General features: G+C 70.7%; 20 protein-coding genes. 15 read left to right on the forward strand and 5 right to left on the reverse strand.

Annotated elements, in window-relative coordinates; translation table 11 throughout:
* The first annotated feature begins 32 nt into the window (after positions 1-32).
* The 4 genes from B5F79_RS03875 (at position 33) to B5F79_RS03890 (ending at position 6,181) form a co-directional block, all read left to right on the forward strand.
* Positions 33-3,248, forward strand: a complete 3,216-nt coding sequence (locus B5F79_RS03875) for an ABC transporter ATP-binding protein/permease (protein WP_087217693.1) — start codon at positions 33-35, stop codon at positions 3,246-3,248.
* 54 nt (positions 3,249-3,302) lie between these two features.
* A complete protein-coding gene (locus B5F79_RS03880; protein ID WP_087217695.1) occupies positions 3,303-3,695 on the forward strand; it encodes a hypothetical protein in 393 nt (130 codons plus the stop codon).
* 257 nt (positions 3,696-3,952) lie between these two features.
* Positions 3,953-5,140: an IS110 family transposase gene (locus B5F79_RS03885; RefSeq protein WP_087217697.1), complete on the forward strand. Its 1,188-nt coding sequence runs from the start codon at positions 3,953-3,955 to the stop codon at positions 5,138-5,140.
* A gap of 177 nt (positions 5,141-5,317) precedes the next feature.
* Positions 5,318-6,181, forward strand: coding sequence for a protein phosphatase 2C domain-containing protein (locus tag B5F79_RS03890; protein WP_087217699.1), 864 nt, complete (start codon positions 5,318-5,320; stop codon positions 6,179-6,181).
* 78 nt (positions 6,182-6,259) lie between these two features.
* On the opposite strand, the gene B5F79_RS03895 is transcribed toward B5F79_RS03890, so the two are convergent.
* Positions 6,260-6,745, reverse strand: a complete 486-nt coding sequence (locus tag B5F79_RS03895) for a type II toxin-antitoxin system HicB family antitoxin (RefSeq protein WP_342632973.1) — start codon at positions 6,743-6,745, stop codon at positions 6,260-6,262.
* Entirely contained in the window at positions 6,715-6,939 is a 225-nt protein-coding gene (locus B5F79_RS03900) for a type II toxin-antitoxin system HicA family toxin (protein ID WP_342632974.1), read from the reverse strand. The genes B5F79_RS03895 and B5F79_RS03900 overlap by 31 nt, the downstream gene beginning before the upstream one ends.
* Positions 6,940-7,251: 312 nt before the next feature.
* On the opposite strand from B5F79_RS03900, the gene B5F79_RS03905 reads away from it, so the two are divergent.
* The 5 genes from B5F79_RS03905 (at position 7,252) to B5F79_RS03925 (ending at position 13,545) form a co-directional block, all read left to right on the forward strand.
* A complete protein-coding gene (locus B5F79_RS03905; RefSeq protein ID WP_087217705.1) occupies positions 7,252-8,232 on the forward strand; it encodes a hypothetical protein in 981 nt (326 codons plus the stop codon).
* A gap of 109 nt (positions 8,233-8,341) precedes the next feature.
* Positions 8,342-10,648, forward strand: coding sequence for a replication restart helicase PriA (gene priA / locus B5F79_RS03910; RefSeq protein WP_087217707.1), 2,307 nt, complete (start codon positions 8,342-8,344; stop codon positions 10,646-10,648).
* Positions 10,649-10,695: 47 nt separating this feature from the next.
* A complete protein-coding gene (gene def / locus B5F79_RS03915; protein WP_087217709.1) occupies positions 10,696-11,241 on the forward strand; it encodes a peptide deformylase in 546 nt (181 codons plus the stop codon).
* A 10-nt stretch (positions 11,242-11,251) separates the two neighbouring features.
* Positions 11,252-12,211, forward strand: a complete 960-nt coding sequence (gene fmt / locus B5F79_RS03920) for a methionyl-tRNA formyltransferase (RefSeq protein WP_087217711.1) — start codon at positions 11,252-11,254, stop codon at positions 12,209-12,211.
* Positions 12,211-13,545: a transcription antitermination factor NusB gene (locus B5F79_RS03925; protein ID WP_158094835.1), complete on the forward strand. Its 1,335-nt coding sequence runs from the start codon at positions 12,211-12,213 to the stop codon at positions 13,543-13,545. The genes fmt and B5F79_RS03925 overlap by 1 nt, the downstream gene beginning before the upstream one ends.
* Before the next feature lie 482 nt (positions 13,546-14,027).
* On the opposite strand, the gene B5F79_RS03930 is transcribed toward B5F79_RS03925, so the two are convergent.
* From B5F79_RS03930 to B5F79_RS03940, 3 genes are read right to left on the reverse strand one after another with little or no spacing between them, the layout of a single operon-like run.
* Positions 14,028-14,711, reverse strand: coding sequence for an HAD family hydrolase (locus B5F79_RS03930; RefSeq protein ID WP_087217715.1), 684 nt, complete (start codon positions 14,709-14,711; stop codon positions 14,028-14,030).
* Positions 14,708-16,936, reverse strand: coding sequence for a tetratricopeptide repeat protein (locus B5F79_RS03935; protein WP_087217717.1), 2,229 nt, complete (start codon positions 16,934-16,936; stop codon positions 14,708-14,710). Before B5F79_RS03935 ends, B5F79_RS03930 begins: the two co-directional genes overlap by 4 nt.
* A 44-nt stretch (positions 16,937-16,980) precedes the next feature.
* Positions 16,981-18,267, reverse strand: coding sequence for a DUF1015 domain-containing protein (locus B5F79_RS03940; protein WP_087217719.1), 1,287 nt, complete (start codon positions 18,265-18,267; stop codon positions 16,981-16,983).
* A 153-nt stretch (positions 18,268-18,420) separates the two neighbouring features.
* Between B5F79_RS03940 and B5F79_RS03945 the strand changes: the two genes are divergently transcribed.
* The 6 genes from B5F79_RS03945 to B5F79_RS03970 all read left to right on the forward strand — a co-directional run bounded on the left by B5F79_RS03945 (position 18,421) and on the right by B5F79_RS03970 (position 23,656).
* On the forward strand, positions 18,421-19,098 hold the full coding sequence (locus B5F79_RS03945) for an HAD family hydrolase (protein WP_087217721.1): 678 nt from the start codon (positions 18,421-18,423) through the stop codon (positions 19,096-19,098).
* 113 nt (positions 19,099-19,211) lie between these two features.
* Positions 19,212-19,562: a phasin family protein gene (locus tag B5F79_RS03950; protein WP_087217723.1), complete on the forward strand. Its 351-nt coding sequence runs from the start codon at positions 19,212-19,214 to the stop codon at positions 19,560-19,562.
* Positions 19,563-19,578: 16 nt separating this feature from the next.
* Positions 19,579-21,633 (forward strand): AarF/UbiB family protein, encoded by a 2,055-nt coding sequence (locus B5F79_RS03955; protein ID WP_241147245.1) that lies wholly within the window; start codon positions 19,579-19,581, stop codon positions 21,631-21,633.
* Between the two features lie 342 nt (positions 21,634-21,975).
* Entirely contained in the window at positions 21,976-22,302 is a 327-nt protein-coding gene (locus B5F79_RS03960; RefSeq protein WP_087217725.1) for a hypothetical protein, read from the forward strand.
* A gap of 32 nt (positions 22,303-22,334) precedes the next feature.
* Positions 22,335-22,820, forward strand: coding sequence for an RNA polymerase sigma factor (locus tag B5F79_RS03965; protein ID WP_206391024.1), 486 nt, complete (start codon positions 22,335-22,337; stop codon positions 22,818-22,820).
* Positions 22,817-23,656: an anti-sigma-I factor RsgI family protein gene (locus B5F79_RS03970; protein WP_087217726.1), complete on the forward strand. Its 840-nt coding sequence runs from the start codon at positions 22,817-22,819 to the stop codon at positions 23,654-23,656. The genes B5F79_RS03965 and B5F79_RS03970 overlap by 4 nt, the downstream gene beginning before the upstream one ends.
* Positions 23,657-23,688 lie beyond the last annotated feature (32 nt).

Genomic DNA, 23,688 nt, shown 5'->3' on the forward strand with positions numbered 1-23,688 from the left:
ATGAAGTGGTCGAGGCACCATCTGGAGGACCCATGCTCGAGCTCAAGGACATCTGCAAGCGCTACACCACCGACTCCTTCACCCAGGTCGCGCTCGACCACGTCTCCGTCGCCTTTCGCGACAACGAGTTCGTGGCCGTGCTGGGGCCCTCGGGCTCGGGCAAGACCACGATGCTCAACATCGTGGGCGGCCTCGACCACTTTGACGAGGGCGACCTCGTGATCGACGGCATCTCCACCCGCGAGTACCGCGACCGCGACTGGGACACCTACCGCAACAACCGCATCGGCTTCGTCTTCCAGAGCTACAACCTCATCCCGCACCAGACGATCCTCGCCAACGTGGAGCTCGCGCTCACGCTCTCGGGCGTGGGGCGCTCCGAGCGCCGGCGCCGCGCGCTCGACGCCCTCGCGCGCGTGGGCCTCGCCGACCATGTGAACAAGCGCCCGAGCCAGCTCTCCGGCGGCCAGATGCAGCGCGTGGCCATAGCTCGCGCCCTCATCAACGACCCCGAGATCCTGCTCGCCGACGAGCCCACGGGCGCCCTCGACTCCGCCACCTCCGTGCAGGTCATGGACCTCCTCAAGGAGGTCGCGCGGGACCGCCTGGTGGTCATGGTCACGCACAACCCCGAGCTCGCGCGCCAGTACGCCACCCGCATCGTGGAGCTGCGCGACGGCCACATCACCGCCGACTCCGACCCCCTCGACCCCAACGCCGTCCCCCGGCGCGAGGCCAAGCGGGCGCGCCGAACCTCCATGAGCTTCCTCACCGCGCTCGGGCTCTCGTTCAACAACCTCATGACCAAGAAGGGCCGCACCATCATGACGGCCTTCGCCGGGTCCATCGGCATCATCGGCATCGCCGCGATCCTGGCGCTCGCAAACGGCGTGAACGACTACATCGCCAAGGTGGAGGAGGACACCCTCTCCAGCTACCCGCTCTCCATCACCAAGCAGAGCATGGACATCTCCGGGATGCTCTCGGAGGACGGGACGAGCGAGGGCCAGGCTGCCGAGAAGGACGACGACCCCACCCAGATCCCCGAGTTCATGATGCTCACGGACATGTTCGCCTCCGTGGGCTCCAACGACCTCTCAGGGCTCAGGTCCTACCTCGAGACGAACCCCGATGGCCTTGACTCCCACGTCAACGCGATCCAGTACGACTACGGCCTCACGCCGCTCGTCTACAAGCCCGACACCTCGGGCGGCGCGGTGCAGCTCAATCCCAACGCGCTCGGCACCGCCATGACGGGAGGCGCCTCCGGTGCGGCCACGGCCGGCATGTCGACGGGGGGCATGTCCGTCTTCAACGAGATGATCGACGACCAGGAGCTCCTCGAGTCCCAGTACGACGTCGTGGCCGGCCGCTGGGCCACGGGGGCGGACGAGTGCGTGCTCGTGCTCACGCAGAGCGGGCGCATCAGCGACTACACGCTCTACGGCATAGGCGTCCTCGACCCGGCGGAGCTCACGGAGATGGTTACCTCCGCCATGAGCGGCACGGCGGGGGAGACGGACATCGAGCAGGGGGAGGTCGACTTCACCTACGACGACGCCCTGGCGCTCTCCTTCAAGGTCATCAGCCCCGCGGACGAGTACCGCAAGAACGAGGAGACCGGCGGCTGGACGGACATGTCCTCCGACGAGCAGTTCATGGTCGATGCCGTGAACAATGGCCTCGACCTGCACGTGGTGGGCGTCGTGCGCCCCAACGAGTCCTCGGACGCCAAGGCGCTCTCCGCGGGCATCGCCTACACCCCGGCGCTCACGACCGCGCTCATGGAGCGCGCGGACCAGTCCCAGATCGTCCAGCAGCAGCTGGCCAACCCCGAGGTGGACGTCTTCACCGGCAAGAGCTTCGACACCCTCCAGGAGGAGGCGCGGGCGGGCGTCGACCTCGAGAGCCTCTTCTCCGTTGACGAGCAGCAGCTTCGCTCCGCGTTCTCCTTCGACACGAGCGGGCTCTCGGCCGCGTTCGACCCGTCGGGCATCGACCTCTCCGGCGTCTCCGTCGACCTCTCGAGCGTGGCGAGCTCCGTCGACGTGGAGTCGCTCGTGGCGGGCGCGCCCTCACCGGACTTCTCCTCCATCCTCGAGGAGGCGGTGACGGACCCGCCGGTCACGCTCGAGCAGCTCGAGGAGGCGGCGCGCCTGGGCGGCGAGCTCACGAGCGGCTTCGTCCGCTGGTGGGGCGAGAACGCGGGCGCCCTCGACCCCAACGACGAGGGCTTCGTCCAGGGCGTCATAGACCTCATGGGGCAGTACCTGGAGACCGAGGAGGCCCAGGTTCTTCTCGCCCAGATCGACGAGGTGGCGGGCCAGCCGGTGCGCGAGCGCGTGGAGAAGATCGTCTCCGACTACGTGGCGGACGAGCTCGCCCCGTACCTGCAGACCTTCCTCCAGAGCATGTCCGCCCAGATAGGGGACGCCATCTCGGCCCAGCTCCAGTCCGCGATCTCGCAGATCATGGGCAGCTACGCGAGCCAGGTCTCCGCCGGCCTCTCGGGCCTGCAGGACGCGTTCTCCGTGGACGTGGACGCGCTCTCCTCGTCCATACACTTCAACATGGACGCAGAGGACCTGACCTCGCTCATGGAGAGCTACGCAAACGCGAGCCAGCTCACCTATGACAACAACCTCCAGACGCTCGGCTACGCCACGCCGGACGATCCGGCGGCCATCCAGATCTACCCCAAGGACTTCGAGGCCAAGGAGAGCGTGCTCGACATCATCGAGGGGTACAACGACGAGCAGCGTGCGGCGGGCAACGACGACGCGGTAATCACCTACACGGACTACATGGGCGTCATCATGGGCAGCGTGACCGACATCGTGAACATGATCTCGCTCGTGCTCATCGCCTTCGTGAGCATCTCCTTGGTGGTGAGCTCCATCATGATCGGCATCATCACCTACATCTCCGTGCTCGAGCGCAAGAAGGAGATCGGCATCCTGCGCGCCATCGGCGCCTCCAAGGGCAACGTCGCGAGCGTCTTCAACGCCGAGACCTTCATCGAGGGTCTCATCTCCGGCGTCTTTGCCATCGCCGTGGTGGTGATCGTGTCCGTTCCCGTGAACGCGTGGGTCCTCGCGGACTTCAACGTGGAGAACATCATGAGCCTGCCGTGGACGTCCGCGGCCGTGCTCGTGTGCATCTCCGTGGCGCTCACGCTGGTCGCCGGCCTCATCCCGTCGAGCGCCGCCAGCCGTCGCGACCCGGTGGAGGCCCTTCGCAGCGAGTAATGGCGTAACATGACAAAGGGACTGTCCCCTTGTCATGTTACGTGAGGAGCTCGCATGCTGCAGAAGGACTACATCCTTGAGATAGTCGGCCAGTTCGTGGATGGCGTGTCCGACGCGCTCAGGCGCGCCGTGGCGGGGGAGGCCTCCGGCACGGACGACGTCGAGCGCCAGATCGGCGAGCTTCTCGAGCTCGACCCGGCCACCGCGCTCGTCCTCGCGCCCGACTCGCTCGTGACGATGATGGTGATCTCCGGCATGGCGGACTCCGTGGCGAGCTACGTCTGCTACGCGCTCGACCGCCTGGCGACCGTGTACGAGCGCGAGGGCAACGACGACCTCGCCGGGCTGCGTCGCCTCCAGGCGCAGGCCGTCGCGGATTCGTTCGGGTGCGACCCCGCCGACGTCCCCCAGGAGCTCGCCGCGCTCGACTCCGAGCTCTTCTCGTAGAGGCTCGGGGGTCTCGCGGACCGCATCCCTTTTCTGCGCGTATGGGCCCTTCCGTGGTGTACGATGGAAGACCCGCGACTGCGCTCGACGGCCTTTACCGCGGGGACCGCGGATTGGTCGTTGACTCCTACCGCCAGACGGTTCTTGAAAGGCTCCGACCGCGGTCCCCCGCACTTCTCGCCCCTCCGCCCCTCACATCCTCTCCCAAACGGGAAGAGTCTACGTGTAGGCAAGACTCGGCCCCGGGAGGTGGAACCATGATCGCCGTTGGCATCGACGTGGCTAAGGACAAGCACGACTGCCTGGTCATCGGGGGAGGAGGGGAGATTCTCGCGGACTCCTTCGTCATCCCCAACAGCCAGGAGGGCTTCCTGCAGCTTCTGGGGAGGATCGGCGAGTGCGTCGAGGGGTGCGAGCGCGGGCGCGAGGAGGTGCGCGTGGGCCTCGAGGCGACGGGCCACTACGGCACCAACCTCCTGGCGTTTCTCGTCGATGCCGGCCTCTCCGTCTACGTGCTCAACCCCCTCTCCACCAACCTCTACCGCAAGAGCCTGAGCCTGCGGAAGACCAAGACCGACCGCGTGGACGCCCGCACCATCGCCGCCATGCTCATGTCGGACTCCGGACTCGTCCCGTACCGCGCGGAGGCACGCCGCACGGAGGACCTCAAGTCGCTCACGCGCTACCGCTTTGACAAGGTGCGCGAGCGCGCCAAGCTCAAGCAGTCCATCTCGCGCCTCGTGTGCATACTCTTCCCCGAGCTCGAGAGGATCGTGCCCTCGCTCCACATGCGCTCGGTCTACGAGCTGCTCGGCGCCTTCCCCGGGGCCGAGCAGGTGGCGGGCGCCAGCGTCTCGGAGCTCTCGGACCTCCTTGAGCGGAGCTCCAAGGGCCACTACAAGCGCAGCGCCGCGGAGGAGATACGCGAGGCCGCGCGAGCCTCCATCGGCACCCGCGCGCCCGCAAAGTCCCTCGAGCTCCAGCACACCATCCGCCTCGCGCGGGAGCTCGGAAGCGAGGTGGACGAGGTCGAGCGCTTCATCAAGGCGATCCTGCTCGAGATCGCCTCTCCCATCACCACCATCCCCGGTCTGGGCTTCAGGATGGCGGCGATGATCATCGCGGAGGCGGGGGACTTCTCGCGCTTCGAGTCCGCGGACAAGCTCCTGGCGTACGCGGGGATGTCCCCCTCGACCTACCAGTCCGGCCAGCTCAGGAACTGCTACCCCCACATGGAGAAGCGCGGGTCGCGATACCTGCGCTACGCCCTCTACAACGCCACCAAGCACGTCTGCCGCTACGACCCCACCTTCGCGGCGTACCTGGGGAAGAAGTGCTCCGAGGGCAAGCACTACAACGTGGCCATCTCGCACGCGTGCAAGAAGCTCGTGCGCGTCATCCTGGCGCTGGAGCGCTCCGGCGAGCCGTACCGCCCGGCGGCGTAGCGCGGGGCGCCGTGGTATCGTGGCGGAACCTGACAGTTTGCCCGGGCCCGGCCTGACAGTTTGCCCGGGTCCAGCTGTCAAGTTGGCCAACAGCTTGACAGCTGGACCCGGGCAAACTGTCAGGCCGGGCCCGGGCAAACTGTCAGGTTGGCGGCTGGCGAGAAGAACGGGGGTCCCATGGCGAGGTCGTTCTGCATCACGGATCGCGGAAACGCGGCGAACGAGGACTTCGTCCGGGTGGCGGACTCGTACGGGGTCGTGATCGACGGGGCCTCCGGACTTGCGGGCGCCCCGCTCTTCGCGGGCCGCTTCGCCTCGAACGCGCAGTGGCTGGCTCACGTCGTGGGCGCCGCCGTCTGCGAGGCGCTCGACGCGGGCGCGCGGGCGGAGGAGGCGCTCGAGGGGGCGGTCTCGCTCGCTCGGGGTGAGCTCGAGACGGCCGCGGGAACGCCCCTCGCGGAGATGGACCCCCTCGCCGTCCCCTCGGCGACGCTCGCGCTCGTGGTCGTTGGCGACGAGTCGGTCGAGCTCTACGGCCTGGGAGACTCACCCATGGCGGCCCTCATGCGGGACGGCTCGCTCGTCGTCTCCACCGACGACGTCCTCGAGGAGCTCGACGCGCGAGCGGTCGCCCTCATGTCGGAGCGCGACCCCGGCCTCGCCCTCACCGGCCCCGAGCGCCGCCGGCTCGTGGACGACGTCGTGCGCGCGCACCGGCTGCTCCGCAACACGGAGGGCGGCTACTGGAGCCTGGATCCCACGGGGGCGGCCCTCGCGCACCTGAGGCGCCGCTCGCTCCCCAGGGACGAGGTGGCTTCCGTCGCGGGCATGAGCGACGGCTTCTGGCGCGCGTTCGCGCGTTCCGGCCCCGCTGCGTTTGGCGTGGCGGACCCGGCGGCGGAACTCGCCCGCCTCACGCCCGAGAGGTCCCGCACTATCCTGGTGCGCCTCCGCGAGCTCGAGGCCTCGGACCCCGACTATCTCCGCTTCCCGCGCCTCAAGCGCTCCGACGACGCAAGCCTCTTCTGGCTCGAAGGCTGACAAAGGGGACAGGGTACTTTGTCATGTCCGGCGCCCACGCCCCCTTTTGCGAAGTTAGATTCAGGTGATCTGTCCGTACTACGAGGCGATCTTTGTGCGCGGCCTTCCCGGGCGAGCTCCCTCTTGAATCCTGCGCTCTACGCTGGTCACGGTCACGTATGTGTGACGTCCGATTCGATACCCGTCAAGCGCGCCCGATGCGATCAGGTGCGTTACGCGCCCCGCGCTTACTCCGAGTCTGCGCGCGGCTTCCGCTGCGCTCATGCGCTCCCCAGGCACCACATATGAGGCGTCCGTCTCAAAGTAGACGGGAACTGCTTCCTCAGATTCGTCAACCTTGGCAAACGTCGGCTCGGGGAGCGGACTGCCATGGAGCATGAGCGAGGCGACATAGGTCCTCATGGCGTCTGCTGCCATGGCGAGGGCGGACATGCGGTCGTCCCCAAACGAGAAGCACCCTGGAAGATCGGGCACCCTCACGTCATAGCCGCCTCCTTCTGCGGGGGAGAGCACAGCTTCGTAGATGTGTCCGGTCATCCCTTGTTGCCTCTCTCTTCGAGCCATCCCGCCGCGCGCGCTATGTTTCGCCACGTGCCAATGGGCAGCTCCCTCTTTGACGTCGGCACAACCAGTATCCTGCCCGCTCTTCGGAACACGACGTGGCTGCCGCGACCGGGCTCAGACTCCCAACCCTCTCGCGCGAGTCTGCGAAGAACCTCTCGCACCTCACGTTCCTTGGGCATGCGTGCACCTCTCATAAAAGATAAACACTTGACAGTTATCGGTCAAGTCGCATCGCGTCTCTGATGTGACTTCAAGGTCACCGATGCTAGCGGGCGTCGTCGAACGCCGTCTGCCCGTTTGCTTGCACGGAGCTCCCACGGCAGGTGGGGACATGGGGAGCCTGTGTGCTGTCGCTCGGTATTCGGTAAGTGGCCCAGTATGTCCGCTAAACGCCGTTGCACCTGACGGATTCCTCGGGTCAAACTCTCAAGTGTGGGCAAGCTCCTGACAGCTTGGCTCGAGGAATCCGTCAGATCCACGCGCGGGAGCGGACGAGGGGAGCGAACATGGACGAGCTCGAGAGGACGCGCCTGGAGGGGTTGCCGGAGACGGGGCCAGAGTACGAGGTGCCCGAGGAGTTGGCACCGCGCCCGGACGTCGTGATGGACGGGATCTATCGCTGGAGGAGGGTGCTCGCGGCCGTCCTGGTCCTTCTCGCCCTCGTGTCCGCCCTCCCGCTGGCGGAGGTCTTCTCCAGGCCGGAGACCTATGCCGCAACCATTGAGACGCTGGACGAGAAGAAGGCAAACGTCACGGCGCTCGTTGCCTCGTCCACGGGGCTCTCCGCCGCCATCACGGCCATCCCGGACGACGTGGGCACGCCCGTTGCGGACAAGCTCATGGACGTGAGCTCCGATCTGGGCATCGTCCTCATGGTCATCTACCTCGAGAAGTACCTGCTCACGATCTTTGGCCTCGCGGCCTTCAGGGTGCTCGTCCCGGTGGGCTGCGCCCTGCTCGTGGGCTCGCTCCTTCTGATGCGGCGCTCGGCCGTGACCGGCCCCCTCGCGCGCCTTGGCGTGAAGGCCCTGCTCATGGCCGTGGTGCTGTTTGCCGTGGTCCCGGCCAGCGTGGCCGTGACGGACATGGTGGACAGGACCTACGAGGTCTCCGCACAGGCCCAGGCCGCCGCCGAGCAGGGCGCGGACGACGCCGGAGAGCAGTCCCAGGAGGAGGGAGACGGCTCCATCCTGGACTTCATAACCGGTATCCCCGAGATGCTGGCAGACGGCGTCTCCAGCCTCACGGACGAGGTGCTCGACCAGGTCAACCGCCTCATAGAGAGCCTCGCCGTCATGATAGTCACCTCGTGCGTCATCCCCGTGGTGGTGCTCCTGTTCTTCCTGTGGGTGGCCAACGCGCTCCTGGGCGTGGACATGTCCGGCGCCCTCGGGGCCGCGCGGGGACGCGTGCGCGGCGCCGCCCGCTCCGCCCGCCGGCAGGCGCAGGCCGCCGTGGTCGGGCGTCATGGAGGGTCTTCCAGGTAGCCCCGCCCGGGGCGGGTGGCTCCCGTCCCTCGGCTACAATAAAAAGTTCGACAGACGGCCGCAGATCCCGCGGCCCGGAAGAACGAGCCGAGAAGAACGGGAGGCCGCCATGCGCTACGCGAGCGTCGCGCTCGACATACCAACGCGCCAGCTCGACGGCACGTTCTCCTACGCCGTGCCGGACGAGCTCGCGGACGCCGGCGTGACGACGGGCGCCACGGTGCTCGTGTCCTTCTCGCGCAGGCTCGCCGTGGGCTACGTGATGGCGGTCTCCACGGAGCCCCCCGAGGGGGTGGACCCCACGAGGGTGCTTCCCGTCGAGCAGCTCCTGGCGCCCCCCGCCTTTGACGACGCGGCGGCGCGCGTTGCCACGTGGATGGCGCGGGAGTACGCGTGCCCCCTCTGCGAGGCGGTGCGCCCCTTCCTGGCTCCCGGGCAGAAGGTGCGCGTGACCCGCGCCTCGGACGACGCCCCCTGGGAGCTCGTCTGCGAGCGCGCGGGCGCCGTGGACGCGCGCTGGGCCGCGCTCGAGCCCGCTGCCAACGACTACGTCCCGCCGCGCACGGCCTCTCGCCAGCGCGCGGTGATCGAGGCCCTGCGCGAGGGGCCGCAGCGCGTGTCCGAGCTCTCCGCCACCATACCCGGTGCCGCGAGCGCCGTCTCCGCCCTGGAGCGCCGCGGCGTCGTGGCGGTCACGCGCAGGCGCGAGCTGCGAGGGACGGGCGACACCACGCTCTCTTCCGCCTCCGCCCCGCGTCCCGAGCGCCTCACCGCGGGCCAGCTCGAGGCGCTTGCTGCCATCGACGAGGCTCGCGCCGGCGCCCGGGGGGACGTCGTGCTGGTCGACGGGGTCACGGGCTCCGGCAAGACGGAGGTCTACCTCGCCGCCATCGAGCGCGCCCTCGCGGCGGGTCGCGGCGCGCTCGTGCTCGTGCCGGAGATCTCCCTCACTGCCCAGACCGTGGGGCGCTTTCGCAGCCGCTTCGGCGACGAGGTTGCCGTGCTGCACTCGCGCCTCTCCGCGGGCGAGCGCTTCGACCAGTGGGACCTCGTCCGGGCGGGGCGCGCCCGCGTGGTGGTGGGCGCCCGCTCGGCGCTCTTCGCGCCGCTCGCGGACCCTGGCCTCATCATCATCGACGAGGAGCACGAGGGCTCCTACAAGCAGGACAATTCCCCGCGCTACCACGCCCGCGAGGTCGCGGCCGAGCTCGCGCGCGAGCGCGGGGCGGCGCTCGTCCTGGGGTCTGCCACGCCCTCCCTCGAGGCGCTCGCGCGCTGCCGCGAGGGCGCCTTTCGCGGAGCGCGCTGGGTGCGCGTGGAGATGCCGGAGCGGCCGGCGGGCTCCGTGCTGCCGCGCGTCACCGTGGTGGACATGGCGGAGCAGTTCCGCTCGGGGGGCCGCTCGATCTTCTCGGCACCGCTTGTCGAGGCCCTGCGCGGCGTGGTCGAGCGGCGTGAGAAGGCCGTCCTCATGCTCAACCGCCGCGGCTTCGCCAACTTCCTCATGTGCCGCGAGTGCGGGTGCGTGCCCGAGTGCCCGCACTGCTCCACGGCGCTCACCTATCACGAGCGCGGGCACATGCTCGCCTGCCACACGTGCGGGAGAAGCTGGCCCGTGCGCGCCTACCCCGACCCGTCCACCACGTGCCCCAACTGCGGCAGCCGCTACCTCGCCGCCTTTGGCGTGGGCACCCAGCGCGTGGAGGACGAGCTCTCCATGCTCCTGCCCGCAGACGTCGAGGTCATCCGGATGGACGCGGACACCACGCGGGCGAAGGGCGCCCACCAGCGCCTGCTCGAGCAGTTTGACGCGGCCGAGTGCGCCGTGCTCGTGGGCACGCAGATGATTGCCAAGGGGCTCGACTTCCCGGAGGTCACGCTCGTGGGCGTGATCAACGCGGACACCATGCTCAAGCTGCCGGACTTCCGCGCCGCCGAGCGCACCTACGACCTCCTGGAGCAGGTTGCGGGCCGCGCGGGGAGGGGCAGGCGCCCCGGCGAGGTCGTGGTGCAGACGTACTGGGCCTCGCACCCCGCCATGCGCGCCGTTTCCGCCCACGATCGCGCCCTCTTCCTCGAGCCCGAGCTCGCGGAGCGCGCCGAGGCCAGCTACCCTCCCTACAGCCGGCTCTCCAACGTGGTGGCGTGGGGCCGCTCCGAGCGCGACGTCCGCGCCGCCACGGCAGACCTCGCCGACGCCCTGCGCGGGCGCGTGGGCACGACCCCGGGCTGGGAGGTGCTGGGCCCCGCGGACTGCGCGCGTGCCCGTGCCAAGGACCAGGTGCGCCGCCACGTGATGGTGAAGGCCCCTCCCGGCGCGGACGTGGGTCCCGTGCTCAAGGAGTGCGTCGCATCGCTCGGGCGGCGCGCGGGTATTAACATTGCTGTGGACGTTGACGCGTACGACATGATGTGACGCCGACCCACCCGGCACGACGCCGGGGCCGGCAGAAGGAGGAACCCATGAACGAGCTCAGCCAGATCGTGCTCTCGCCCGACCCGCGCCTCAAGGAGGAGTGCGCGCCCATCGAGGTCATCGACGACGAGGTCCGCGCCCTTGCCAAGCGCATGCTCAAGGTCATGTACGCCGCGGACGGCTGCGGCCTCGCGGGCCCGCAGATCGGCGAGATGCGCCAGATCGTGGTCATCGACGTCGACTACGCCGGCAAGGGCGGCAAGAAGAACCCCTACGTGCTCATCAACCCGCGCATCATCACGGCGGACGGCCCCGAGCGCGAGGGCTCCGAGGGCTGCCTCTCGTTCCCCGGCGTCTCCGTGCGCGTGAGCCGGCCCTCCCACGTGGTGGTGCAGGCCAAGAACCTGGACGGCGACCTCATGCAGTACGAGGCGGCGGACAACCTGCTCGCCGTGTGCCTCCAGCATGAGATCGACCACGTCCACGGCGTGACGATGTTCGACCATCTGGCGCCGATGCGCCGCGCCGAGGCGGAGCGCGAGTACCAGGAGGCGCTCGCCGCGGGCGCCCGCCCCGGCGACACCGAGGTCTAGGGAGGCTCGCATGACTGCCGAGAAGAACGTGGGTACGGGGGCGGACGGCGCCAGGCTCCGCGTGGTCTTCATGGGCACGCCCGACTTCGCCGTGCCCTCCCTCGAGGCGCTCGCCGCGGCGCACGACGTTGAGCTCGTGCTTACGCGCCCGGACGCCGTGCGCGGCCGCGGGAGGGCGCTCGTGCCCTCGCCGGTCAAGGCCCGGGCGCTCGAGCTCGGCCTTCCCGTGCTCGAGGCCTCGCGCGTGACGCCCGAGGTCATGGACGCGCTGCGCGCCGCCGCGCCCGACGTGGTCTGCGTGGCCGCCTACGGCTGCATCCTGCCGGACGAGGTCCTCGAGCTCGCGCCCGCCGGCTGCGTGAACGTGCACGCCTCGCTCCTGCCGCGCTGGCGCGGCGCCGCCCCCATCCAGCGCGCCATCCTCGCCGGGGACGCCGAGACGGGCGTCTCCATCATGCGGATAGGCCACGGGGTGGACACGGGCGCATACTGCGCGCAGGCAGCCACCGCGGTCGCCGGGAAGGGGACCGAGGAGCTCACGGCCGAGCTCGCGCGCATGGGCGCGAAGCTCCTGGCGGAGACGCTGCCCTCGGTGGTGGACGGCACTGCCGTCTGGACGGAGCAGGACGAGGCGCTCGTCACCCATGCCGCCAAGGTGGGCAAGGCCGAGATGCTGCTCGACCCGGCGGACGCGGTCGAGAAGAACCTCGCGCGCGTGCTCGCGTCCGGGGACACCGCGCCGGCGCGCTGCTCCGTGGCTGGTCGCGGGGCGCGCGTGTGCGCCGCCGCGGCAGGGGAGAGGGACGTGGCCGCCGGGTCCGTGCTCGTGGCGCGCGGCCGCGTCTGGCTCGGCTGCGAGGGCGGCTCGATCGAGGTCCTGCGCGTGAAGCCGGACGGCAAGCGCGAGATGGAGGCCTCCGCGTGGGCGGCCGGCCTGCGCGGGGACGGCATCTCCTGGGAGCGGGCGTAGTGGCCCGCGCCACGGCGGCCCGTCGCTGCGCGCTCGCCCTGCTGGGGGAGCGCCGGCGCCGCGACGCCCGCGCCCGCGACCTCCTGCGGGGGTCCGAGGCGCTCTCGGGGCTCCCCGAGCGCGACCGCGCCTTCGCAACGCGCCTCGTCCTTGGCGCCACCGCCGCCGAGGACGCCCTCGACCGCGCCGTCGACGCGCACCTGCGCCGTGGCGCGCACCTGGAGCCCCGCGTGAGGGACGCCCTGCGCCTGGCCGCCTTCGAGCTCCTCTATCTGGGGGAGCGCTCGGACGTGGCGGTGAGCCAGGGGGTCGAGCTCGTGCGCGGCGTGGCGCCGCGAGCCGCCGGACTTGCCAACGCCGTGCTGCGCCGCGTGGCCGAGGGTGACGCCCCCGCGCTCGCCGCGGCGCGCGAGCGCGTGGCGAGCGGGAGCTCTGACGCCTCTGACCTCGCCCTCGTTGGCGCTCTTCCCGAGTGGCTCTGCGAGCGGGCGCTTGCCTCGCTCGGACCCGCGGACGCCTCCGCGTGGGCGATGGGCGCGCTGGGCCCTGCGGGCGCCTGGGTGGCCGCCAACCGCGCGCGGCTTTCCCTCCGCGAGGCAGAGACCCTTCTCGCCAAGGCCGGCTGCGACCCCGTCGCGGGCCCCGTGGCGGGGTCGTTCCTGCTGGGCGCGCCCGCGCGCCTCGCACCCTCCGGTCTCGTCGAGCGCGTGGACGTGCTGCCCTGTGACCTTGCGGCGCAGGAGGCTGCGCTCGCCGCCGCGCCCGAGCCCGGCAGCCGCGTGCTCGAGGTGGGGCAGGGGCGTGGCACCAAGACCGTGCTGCTCGAGGGCGCTGCCGTCGCCGCGGGAGGCCCCTGCGAGATCGTCGCCGTGGAGCTCGGCCCGCGCAAGTCCGCGCTCGCGGCGCGCCGCATGGAGGCCGCGGGGGTGGCGGAGCACGTCGCGTGCGTTGCGGCCGACGGGCGCGCGCTTGGCGGGGATGACCTGCCCGACGTTCTTCTCGGTACGTTTGACCTGGTCTTTGTTGATGCGCCGTGCACCGGCACGGGCACGCTCGCCCGCCACCCGGAGATCGCGTGGTCGCTTGAGTCGAGCGCGCCCGAGGAGCTCGCGGCGCTGCAGGGGGAGATTCTCTCGGCTGCCGCCGCGCGCGTGGCTCCCGGCGGCAGGCTCGTGTACGCCACCTGCTCCGTCCTCGCCGAGGAGGACGAGCGCGTTGTCGACGCGTTTCTCTCCAGTGCCACCGGCGCGGGCTTCGAGCTCGTGGCGGCGTCGCGCACGCCCGTCCGCCCCAACACGGACACGCACTTCCACGCCGAGCTTCGCCGGCGGTAGGGACTGTCAAGCGCGCCTGCCCGGAGGCGACGTCAAGCTTGCGTGGTGGACTTCCCCGCGGTTCTGGGGACGGGGCGTCGATCGTGCCTGTCATAATCGCCCTGCGATTGGGTGGTCCGGGCTCGCCGCGTTCCTTGTTCGCGCCCCTCCGTGCAGAATCCGGTGCGATTGGGCAATGTCTTTTATATCAAGTCCCGACGTAATCAAAGATGCTGCCCAATCGCGCCCGCTTTCTGACGAGAAGAACAAGCGGGACTTTATCTCTCCGCTTGCGCTTGCCCGCAAGATGGCGAGCCCATCAAAGATGTTGCCCAGTCGCAAGGGGATTTCGCAGGACGCCGCGTGAGAGGGGACTCCGGGGGAGAGCGGCATGCCTGCGAGGAGCGCAACGCCTGTGGGGAGTCGCCGGCGGAGGACGGGGTGCCGGTAGAGATGCGCTCGGGGCGAGAAGGTCGCGGCGCGCCTGGCCTGGCCGTCTGGCCTCAGCCCACGAGCCCCTCCCAGCCCTCGATCGCAAGGTCCGCCTCGCGGCGAAGCTCGCCCCAGGGCTGACGCGGGTCCTCGCAGCGCACGGCCACGGCGCGCATGCCCGCGCGATGGGCGGACATCACGCCGGGCAGGATGTCCTCGAAGACGCAGCAGCCCTCGGGGGCAACGCCCAGCCGACGAGCCGCCTCGAGGTAGATGTCCGGATGGTCCTTGCCGCGCGCGACCTCGCGCCCGCAGACCACCATGTCAAAGAGGCCGTAGACGTCCACGTGCCGCATCGCTCCCAGCACGTGCGGGTCGTTGGTGGTGGCAAGGGCCAGCGGGACGCCCGCCCCTCTCAGCGCCCGAAGGTACGCCTCGGCGTCCGGGCGCAGCTCCACGGAGGTCTCGTAGAGGGCCGCCCCCAGGCGATTCCACTCGTCCACGATGTCGGAGACCTCGTCCCGCAGGCGGTAGCGCTCCACGCACCACTGCGCCCCTGCGGCGAAGCCCAGCGTGGCCAGCATGGCCGAGGCGTCCTCGTCGAACTCGAGCCCCCGCGAGGAGAAGAAGATCTCGTCCACCCGGCGCCAGAGGTGCCAGGTCTCTGCAAGCGTGCCGTCGAAGTCGAGAATCGCGGCCGAGAAGGACGGCGGCCAGAGGCCCGCCCGGCGCTTCGCGCTGCTGCCCGGCGTCATCGGTCCGGCTCGTCCTCGATCGAGCGGAGCATGCCAAAGTGGACGTCGTCGCGGGAGAGGGCGCAGAGCTCGCGCATGAGGTCGCGCGCCACGGTGAAGACACCGGCGTTCGTGGCGGCGCGGGCAGCCTCCAGGAGCGCGGTGCCCACCTCCTCCGTGGGGGCGAGCGGTATGCCCGCCGCGCGCAGGACGGAGTCGGCCTGGTCCCCCTCGAGCGAGCTCCCGGCGGAGAGCCCAACGTGGCCGATGAGCGCCACGACGGCGAGTCCCGCCATGAGGGCGGGGGCGCCCAGGTGGCGCGTCGCGCGCTGGTAGCACGCCTGGGCGGCGAGCACGTGGCCGTGCTGCCACTGGAGCTGCGCCATCCCCAGGTAGCCGATGCCCAGGCCCTCGGGGTCGTGCGCGAGCGAGAGGAGGCGCCTGAGCTCCTCCTCGGCCGCCTCCGTGTCTCCCGCTGCCTCGAGGCACTGGGCGAGGTTCGCGCTCGCCTGCGAGGAGAGCGGCGCCACCTCCGCGGCGCGTCGGGCGTGCGCGACGGCGTTCTCAACCCGCCCGCGCGCGATGTCGGCCGCTGCGGCGATCATGTGGGCCTCGAGGTAGGGTGCCGGCGCGAGCCGGCACTCCTCGCCGGGGCGGGCAAGGAGCCGGTTGTAGAGTGCGCGGTCCGTGTACGATCCAAACGAGCGCCAGCTCACGGTATCCGTGTCGTCATAGGTGCCGAGCCCGTCGACAGGCAGGAGCGCCTCGGTCACGGCGCGCCCCGCGGCGTCGAGGTCGCGCGAGACGAGGGCGTCCCGGGCGCGCGAGCAGGCGCGGGCGAGGTCCGTCCCCTCCACGAGTGCCTCCTCGATGGCGAAGGGGTCGTCCGGGAGCGTGCCTTCCACCAGCATCGAGGCGCAGCGGCGGGCGGCGTCGAGCACGTCCTCGTGCCCGTCCTCGCGCGCGGCGGAGAGCAGCATGCGCACGTTCTTCTCGGTGGAGTCGCCGAGCTCCCTCACGAGCTCGGAGGCGACGCGCTGCCGGTGTGCCCGCTCGTTGGCAGAGAGCCCGTCCACGCGCGCGCACCCCAGGGCGCTCGCCGCGGCCCCTCCCAGCGTGCGCTCGGAGAGCTCCGGCGGGTCGTAGCGCTCGGGCGGGCAGAGCCGCTCGTCGTCGAGCGAGAAGGTCTGGCGGACCGGCGAGAGCGTCCTGTCGTCCTCCTCCAGGGCAAAGCCCGCCGCACGCAGCACGGCGAGGGCGTCGAAGGAGCCCGTGAGGTCCACCTCGGCCAGTCCCGAGCGCCTGAGGGTGCCGGAGTAGTAGCAGGCGTGGTCAGAGGACGTGTCCACCACGCCGGCGATCCACACCTCGGAGACCTGTGGCGCCACGGCAAAGGCGTAGCCCGCCGCCAGGACGGCGAGGCGGGCGTTGTAGTCCGTCGCGGCGCGGCGGCGCATCTCTCGCGTGGCGGGCACGATGCCGAGGCCGTCCACGTAGCACGTTGCCGCCCAGGCGTCGGGCGGCACGAGGTCGAGCTCGAAGGCGGCGGTGCCGCGGGCGACGTTCACGCGGAAGCGCGCGGTGAGGCGATAGGGGAGGCGAAAGGACTCGACGCCCAGGGCAAGGGCGCGGCGGACGTCCCACTCGCCCACGGCGGGCGCGTCGGCGTGCGAGACCACGTCCGCCACCTGCGCGGTCACGGAGCGGGCGACGCGCTGCTCGGCGCGCACGATCTCCTCCAGCGTGGCGTCGTCGGGGCTCGGCAGCACGCGGCTGGCAAGGAGCACGGAGTTCAGCGCGGCCTCTATGCGGATGACGCGGACGAGCGCGAGGTATGAGACCTGGGAATCGTCAAGGCGCAGGTAGAAGAGATCGGAGGTGCGCGGCCGGACGACGTGGAGGCTCGGGAGCTCGACGTCGGTCTCGAGAAGGCCCGCCTCCACGAGGCGCGTGGCGAGGTGGACCTCGAGCGGGCTCGGCGGCAGCACGGGGGAGCCGCCTGAGGCGTCTGCCCCGATGCGGCCCCTCACGTCCACCACGAGGCCGGATAGGAGCGCCATCGGGTCGGGCGAGGCGGCGAGGGAGCGCGAGAGGCCCTCGACGTCGAGGACGGTGGTGTTGCCGTCCGGTGCGCTCGCGCCGTCCGGGGAGTCCTCGCCCACGTTGGGCAGGGGGTCGTCGTCCACGCTCACGAGCGCGGCGAAGAGCCTGCCCAGCCTTCCGCGGCCGCTGGTCTCGTCTGACATGGCACCTCCCTCGTCCTTCTCGCCCCGCGCGTCGTGCCCGCGGCCTACCCCTGCTGCTCCAGGCGCCTCTTGGCGGCGTCGAGCACGCTCTCCCGATGGCTTACGCGCCGGATGAAGAGCCCGCTCATGAGCTTGGGCTCGAACCACGTGGACTTGGGCGGCATGAGGAGGTCGGCGTCCGCCACGTCCATGAGCTCGGCCACCGAGGTGGGGAAGAGCGTGAAGGCCACGCCCCCCGTGCCGGCGCGACGCTCGAGCCCTGCGGTGCCGGCGGTCCTGCCCACGAAGGAGACGCGCCCGTCCTCGCGCGGGTCCCCGACGCCGAGGACGGGCCCGAGCACGCGGTCCTGCAGGAGCGACACGTCGAGCGAGGCCACCGGGTCGTCCGGGCGCTCGCCGGCGAAGGAGAGCTCGCGCCACGCGCCGAAGGCGTACATGCCCAGGCGCCCGCGCACGGAGGGCTCGACGGCGGTCCCGCGGCGGGGCCCCACCACGAAGCCCGCCCCCTCGAGCGCCGCGACGAGCTCGTCCTCCGAGAGGCCGCCCGCGTCCGCCACCACGCGGTCGTAGGGCAAGACGGTGAGCTGGCTCGCGGGGAAGAGCGCGCAGAGCAGGAAGTTGTATGCCTCGGTGCCGGTGTGGCGCCCTCCCGCCTCCGTGCGCATCCGCTGGCAGACGCGCGCCGCGGAGGCGGCCCTGTGGTGGCCGTCCGCGATGTAGGCGCGCGGCACGTGCTCGAACATCATGCGCAGCGACTCCACCGCCGCCGGGCGCGCCACGCGCCAGACGGTGTGGCGGACGCCGGCCTCGTCCGTGAAGTCAAAGAGCGGGTCGGCCGTCTTGGCGGCCTCGATGAGCGCCTCGAGGACGGGGTTGTCGCGGTACGCGAGGAAGATCGGCCCCGTCTGGCAGCCCGTCGCCTCTATGTGGCGCGCGCGGTCGTCCTCCTTGCTCCTGCGCGTGAGCTCGTGGCGGCGGATGATGCCGTTGTTGTAGTCGTCGAAGGAGCACGCGGCCACCACGCCCGTCTGGGCGCGGCCGTTGCGCACGAGGCGGTAGAGGTAGAAGCACGGGGTGCCGTCGCGCAGGAGCGTGCCGTCTGCCACGCGCTCCGCCAGGAGGTCGTGCGCCTTCTGATAGACGTCGTCCGCGTACATGTCGTGCTCGGGCGGGAAGGCGGTCTCCGGGCGGTCGATCGCGAGGAACGAGGACGGGTGCTCCGCCACGTAGGCCGCGGCACCCGCGCGGTCGAAGACGTCGTACGGAGGCGAGACGAACTCCGCGACGGACTCCGGTCGCGGGCGGTAGCAGGTGATGGGCTCGACGCGCATGGTTCCCTCCAGAGGTCATGGGATGTAGCCATGATACCCCGTGCGCGGCGTCTGTCCTCATGACTCGCCGGACGGCCCCCTCGGGCCGGTGCGGCCCGCAACGGCCGCGACGTGCTACGCTTGGCACGGCAAATTCGGCGGGAAGGGGGCCTCATGGCGCTCACGGGCGAGGACGTCACGGGCCGCGAGCTCGTGATCTTTGACTTTGACGGCACGCTGGCGGACACGGTGGAGGGCATCTGCGCCACGGCGCGCACGGTGCTCTCCGCCCACGGCGTCCCCGAGGAGGACCTCGAGCGCGTGCCGCTCATCATAGGCCCGCCCTTCCCGCAGGCGTTCTCCCTCGTCTTTGGCCTCTCGTCCGAGGAGGCGGGCCAGGTCACGGCCGAGTACCGCGCCATCTACAAGGACCTCGGCATCGAGGGCTGGCCGCTCTATCCGGGCGTGCGCGAGCTCCTGGAGGACCTGCGCGCCGCGGGGCGCCGGCTCGCCGTCGCCTCGTCCAAGCGCGAGCCGCTCGTGATGCGGGCGGTGGCGGACAACGGCGTGGAGGGGCTCTTCGACGTCTGCCTCGGCAAGACGTCTGACGAGCAGGCGGACAAGTCGCAGACCATCGCCCGCGCGATCGAGGCGCTGGGCCTCGCGCCGTCCGATGCCGTCATGGTGGGGGACCGCTACCACGACGTCGACGCCGCTGCCGCCTGTGGGGTGCCGTGCGTGGGCGTCACGTACGGGGGCACGGCCGCCCCGGGGGAGCTCGAGGGCGCGGGCGCCTGCGCCGTCGCGTCAAGCGTGGAGGGGCTCAGAGAGGTTCTTCTCGGCCGCGAGTGACGCCTGCCCGGCTGAGCGCCCCGTCACCGAAATCCCGGCGCACCGGATGGGTAGAAGGGTGACCATAAAGCTGACGCGTCGGGCGTCTCCAGAACGCGAGAAGGGAGCACACCATGTCTGACTTCGATGTGACCGAGGGCCTGAAGAAGCTCTTCCTTGCCAGCGTCGGCGCCGTTGCCATGGGCGCCGAGAAGTCCCAGGAGGTGGTCGACGACCTCGTGAAGAAGGGCGAGCTCACGGTGGAGCAGGGCAAGACGCTCAACCAGGAGCTCACGCGCAAGGCCAGGGAGGTCATCGACGGCACCGCCGACAAGGCGCTGCGCTCCCGCCTCGAGGCCATGACGCCCGAGGAGCGGGCGGCCTATGCCGCCAAGGTGGCCGAGATGTCCGCCGAGCTCGACGCCCAGGCCGTGAAGGTGGACGTCGAGGAGGCCGCGGACGAGGCCGGGGACGACGACAAGTAGCCGCTAGGGGAGCCGCGTGACGCAAGCAGGACGCGAGGACGACCGGGAGCTCGGGGAGAACCGGGCCCCGGTCGCCGAGAGAGAGGACGAGAAGAACGACGGGCCAGCGGAGGGCGCGACGTCGCCCGACGCCGGCTCGTCTGCTGCCGTCTCGCCGGAGCCCGCACCCGCGTCCGGGCCTGTGTCCGAGCCGGAATCGACGGCAGCGTCCGAGCCCGAGCCCGCCGCCGCGGGCGATGCCCCCGCGTACGTCCCGCGCCCCAAGCCCGAGCCCGCCCCCGCCGAGGAGCGCCGCTCCTGGGGCAACATCATGGGCACGGAGCTGCCGCGCCGGCAGATGCCCACCACCTCCAAGACCCCTGACGACATCCTCGACGCCTGGTACGCCGCCGTGAAGAAGCGCGAGGCGCGGCGCGAGCCCTCCCAGACGATCGGCATCTTCGGGGGGCGCGCCGCCGGCGCGGAGGACTACGGGCTCACCACCGCCTCGCGCCTCGCCCGCATAGGCGAGATGGTCAAGATCGTCCGGCGCTACGACATCTTCCACGGCCTCACGCCCGAGGGGCTGCGTCGCATGCTCGAGGAGCTGGGGCCCACCTTCGTCAAGGCGGGGCAGATCCTCTCCATGAGGTCCGAGATCCTCCCGGAGAGCTTCACGCGCGAGCTGGGCAAGCTCAGGACGAGCGTGGAGCCCATGGACCGCGAGACCGTGATCGAGGCCATCCGCGCGGAGTACGAGACCCCGCTCGAGGAGATCTTCGACGCCATCGACGACCGTCCGCTGGGCTCGGCCTCGGTGGCGCAGGTCCACAAGGCGCGCCTGGTCTCGGGCGAGCTCGTGGCCGTCAAGATACAGCGCCCGCACGTGCAGGAGATCATGGCGCAGGACATCTCCATCATCCGCTCGCTCGCGCGCTACGCGAGCCGCTTCATGGGGGACGACCAGTTCGTCGACCTGCAGTCCGTGGTGGACGAGCTCTGGCAGTCCTTCCGCGAGGAGACGGACTTCCTCGTGGAGGCAAGGAGCCTCGAGGAGTTCCGCCGCAACAACGCCGGCTGCGCCTTCATCGACTGCCCCAAGCCCTATCCCGCGCTCTGCACGCGGCACGTGGTGGTCATGGACTACGTCGAGGGCATCCCCATCAACGACACCGCGCGCCTCGTGGCCGAGGGCTACGACCTCGCCGAGATTGGCACCAAGCTCGCGGACAACTACACCACCCAGATGCTCGACGACGGCTTCTTCCACGCGGACCCGCACCCGGGCAACCTCGTGATCCGCGGGGGCAAGATCGTCTACATGGACCTCGGCATCATGGGACGCCTCTCCGCGCACGACCGCCAGGCCGTGAGCGACATGGTGCTCGCCGTGGGCAGGCGCGACTCCGCCGCGCTCGCGGACGGCCTCATGCGCTTCTCGGTCTCGAGCATCGCCAACGTTGACCAGGCGCACCTGCTCGCGGACCTCGACGCCATCGTCGCGGACTACGGGACGGCCGACCTCTCCGAGCTCGACATCGGCGCCTTCATGAACTCGATCATCTCCATGGCGCAGAAGAACGGCATCGAGCTCCCCGGCTCCATCACCATGCTCGCGCGCTCGCTCGTGACCCTCGAGGGCGTGGTGCACCAGCTCCTGCCGGACGCCTCGATCGTGGACATCATCCAGAGCCACGTGCGCGCCCACACCGCGCTGGACCAGCTCACCGCCGACGAGCTCAAGCGCCTCGCGAGCGAGAGCGTGGCCGCCACGCACGGGCTTCTCGGCGCGGCGGGCGAGCTCGGCCTTGCCATGCGCATGCTCACGCGCGGCCAGCTCCGCGTGAACCTCGACCTCGCCGGCACCGAGGACCCGCTCGAGGACGTCTCGCGCATCGCCAACCGCCTCACGATGAGCGTCATCGTGGCGGGCCTCTTCATCGGCTCCTCGGTCGTCTACTACGCGCGCATCCAGCCGGTCATCTTTGGCATCCCCATCATCGGGTTCGTCGGCTACCTGGTCGCCTTTGTCCTGGGCGTCTGGGTTGCCCAGGACATCCTGAGGGAGAACCGCCGGCGCCGTCGTCGCTAGGTTTCGCGTGCGACCGCACTTCTCGTTGTTGCCCTCCGGTGCGACCGCACTTCTCGATGTCTGCCGGGAGCGGCCCCGCACTTCTCGATGTCTGTTGTAGGTGCGGTCTGGCCCGCACTCCTTGCGCGCACCTGCGCGTTTCGACCGAGAGACTGGCCGCACTTGGCGCAGCGAGGCCCCGGATTTGCCCGCACTCCTGGCGCCTCGCTCCCGGCGCGAACGCACGTCTCGTGCGGGGGCGCCCCCCGAAAAAAAGATCGTTGTCCCGTGCAAGAATCTGGCCCCCTGAATCGTGTCTGTAGTGAGGGGCGGATGCCCCGTGGACACGAGAGGGTGGTAGAGATGCTGAGAAGAGCAAGGGCGGCGCTGGCGGTTGCCGGGGCGCTTGCGCTGGCGGGGCTCGGACTCGCGGCGCAGCCGGCGCTCGCGACGGGGCGCGGCGCGGCGGGGTCGGGCGGCTCGTGCCCGACGGAGTGCTGCCCGACGGAGTGGTGCCAGACGCAGGGCTGTCGCGTTGCCGATGACTGCCGCGGCGGGGGCTGCGGATACGTCGACGCCGACGGCGACGGCGTCTGCGACAACCGGGCGGACGGCGAGGGACGCGGAGCAGGCATCTGCCATGGCGCCGGCCACCATGCCGGGCATCGCTGCGGGCGCTGCGGCTGGTAGCATGTGACGGGAGACGGACGCTAGGAGGGTGCGTGAGGGACTCGCGGGACGTGGAGCGCGCGATGGGCGAGCACGCTGACGCCGTGTGGCGCGCGTGCCTGCTCTACCTGCCCGCGTGCGACGCGGAGGACGTCTTCCAGGAGACGTTCCTCAAGCTCGCGCGTCGCGACAAGCCCTTCCGCGACGCCTCCCACGAGCGCGCGTGGCTCCTGCGCGTGGCCATGAACGGGTGCAAGGACCAGCTCAGGTCTGCGCACAGGAGGGACGTCTCGCTCGACGAGCGGCTCGAGCGCGTGGGGGACGAGGGCCTGGGTGCCGAGGCTCCCTCGGAAACCGGCCTGCGCGAGGTGCTCGCCGCGATGGACGAGCTCGGGGACCCTCCCCGGACCCAGCTCTACCTCTCTCTGGTGGAGGGGTACGGCGCGCGGGAGATCTCCAGGATCTGCGACATGCCGGTGGGGACGGTCTACTCCTGGATCTCCCGCGGCAAGAGAAGGCTCAGGGAGGTGCTGTCATGAGCGGTGCCAGGCGGAACGGGGCGGAGCGTCGCGTGATCGAGGCCTTCGAGGGCGTCCATGCCCCGGAGGACCTGAAGGCCCGGACGCTCGCCAGGGTGGAGGACGCCCGTCGCGCCGAGAAGAGCGAGGGCGCCCCCGACCTCTCGGCGGGAGGGCAGATCGTCCCCTTCGACGCCCGTGCGGCGCGTCGCCGGTGGCTCGTCCCGCGCGCCGCCGCCGTGGCTTGCCTCGTCCTCGCCCTTCTCGGCGTGGGCGGGGCGTACGTGGCCCTTACTCCCACGGCCTACGTGGACATCGACGTCAACCCCTCGATCGAGCTCGGTGTGAACCGCTTTGACGGTGTGGTGAGCGCGAAGGCGCTGAACGAGGACGGCGAGCGCGTGCTCTCGGAGGCGAGCGTGCTGTGGCGCGGCTACGAGGACGCCGTCGAGGCGCTGGGGGAGGAGCTCGAGGAGGCTGGCTATCTCACGGACGGCTCCGTGGTCTCGGTGACGGTCTCGTGCGACGACGAGCGACAGTACGCTGCGATATCGTCCGCGAGCCACGAGTGCCTGGCGGGATCTGCCGGCGAGGTTCGCTGCGACCATGCGAGCGAGGAGGAGCACCACGCGGCGCACGACGCCGGGATGGGCGTGGGGAGGTGGCGCGTCTGGCGGGAGCTCGTCGACTCCGGCGTCGACCTCTCGGCCGAGGGCGCCTCGGAGATGACCATGCGCGAGCTCCGCGACCTCTGCGAGGGATATGACTCGGCCGACACCGAGACGGATGTCGCGTCGCCCGGGGGAGCGTCATCCTCCCAGGGGCATCACGGCTCCGGTCGGGGTCACCACGACTGAGCCACTTGACAAAGGGACTGTCCCCTTGTCAA

Source organism: Olsenella sp. An285 (assembly GCF_002159625.1).
GTDB classification, from domain to species: Bacteria; Actinomycetota; Coriobacteriia; order Coriobacteriales; family Atopobiaceae; genus Thermophilibacter; species Thermophilibacter avicola.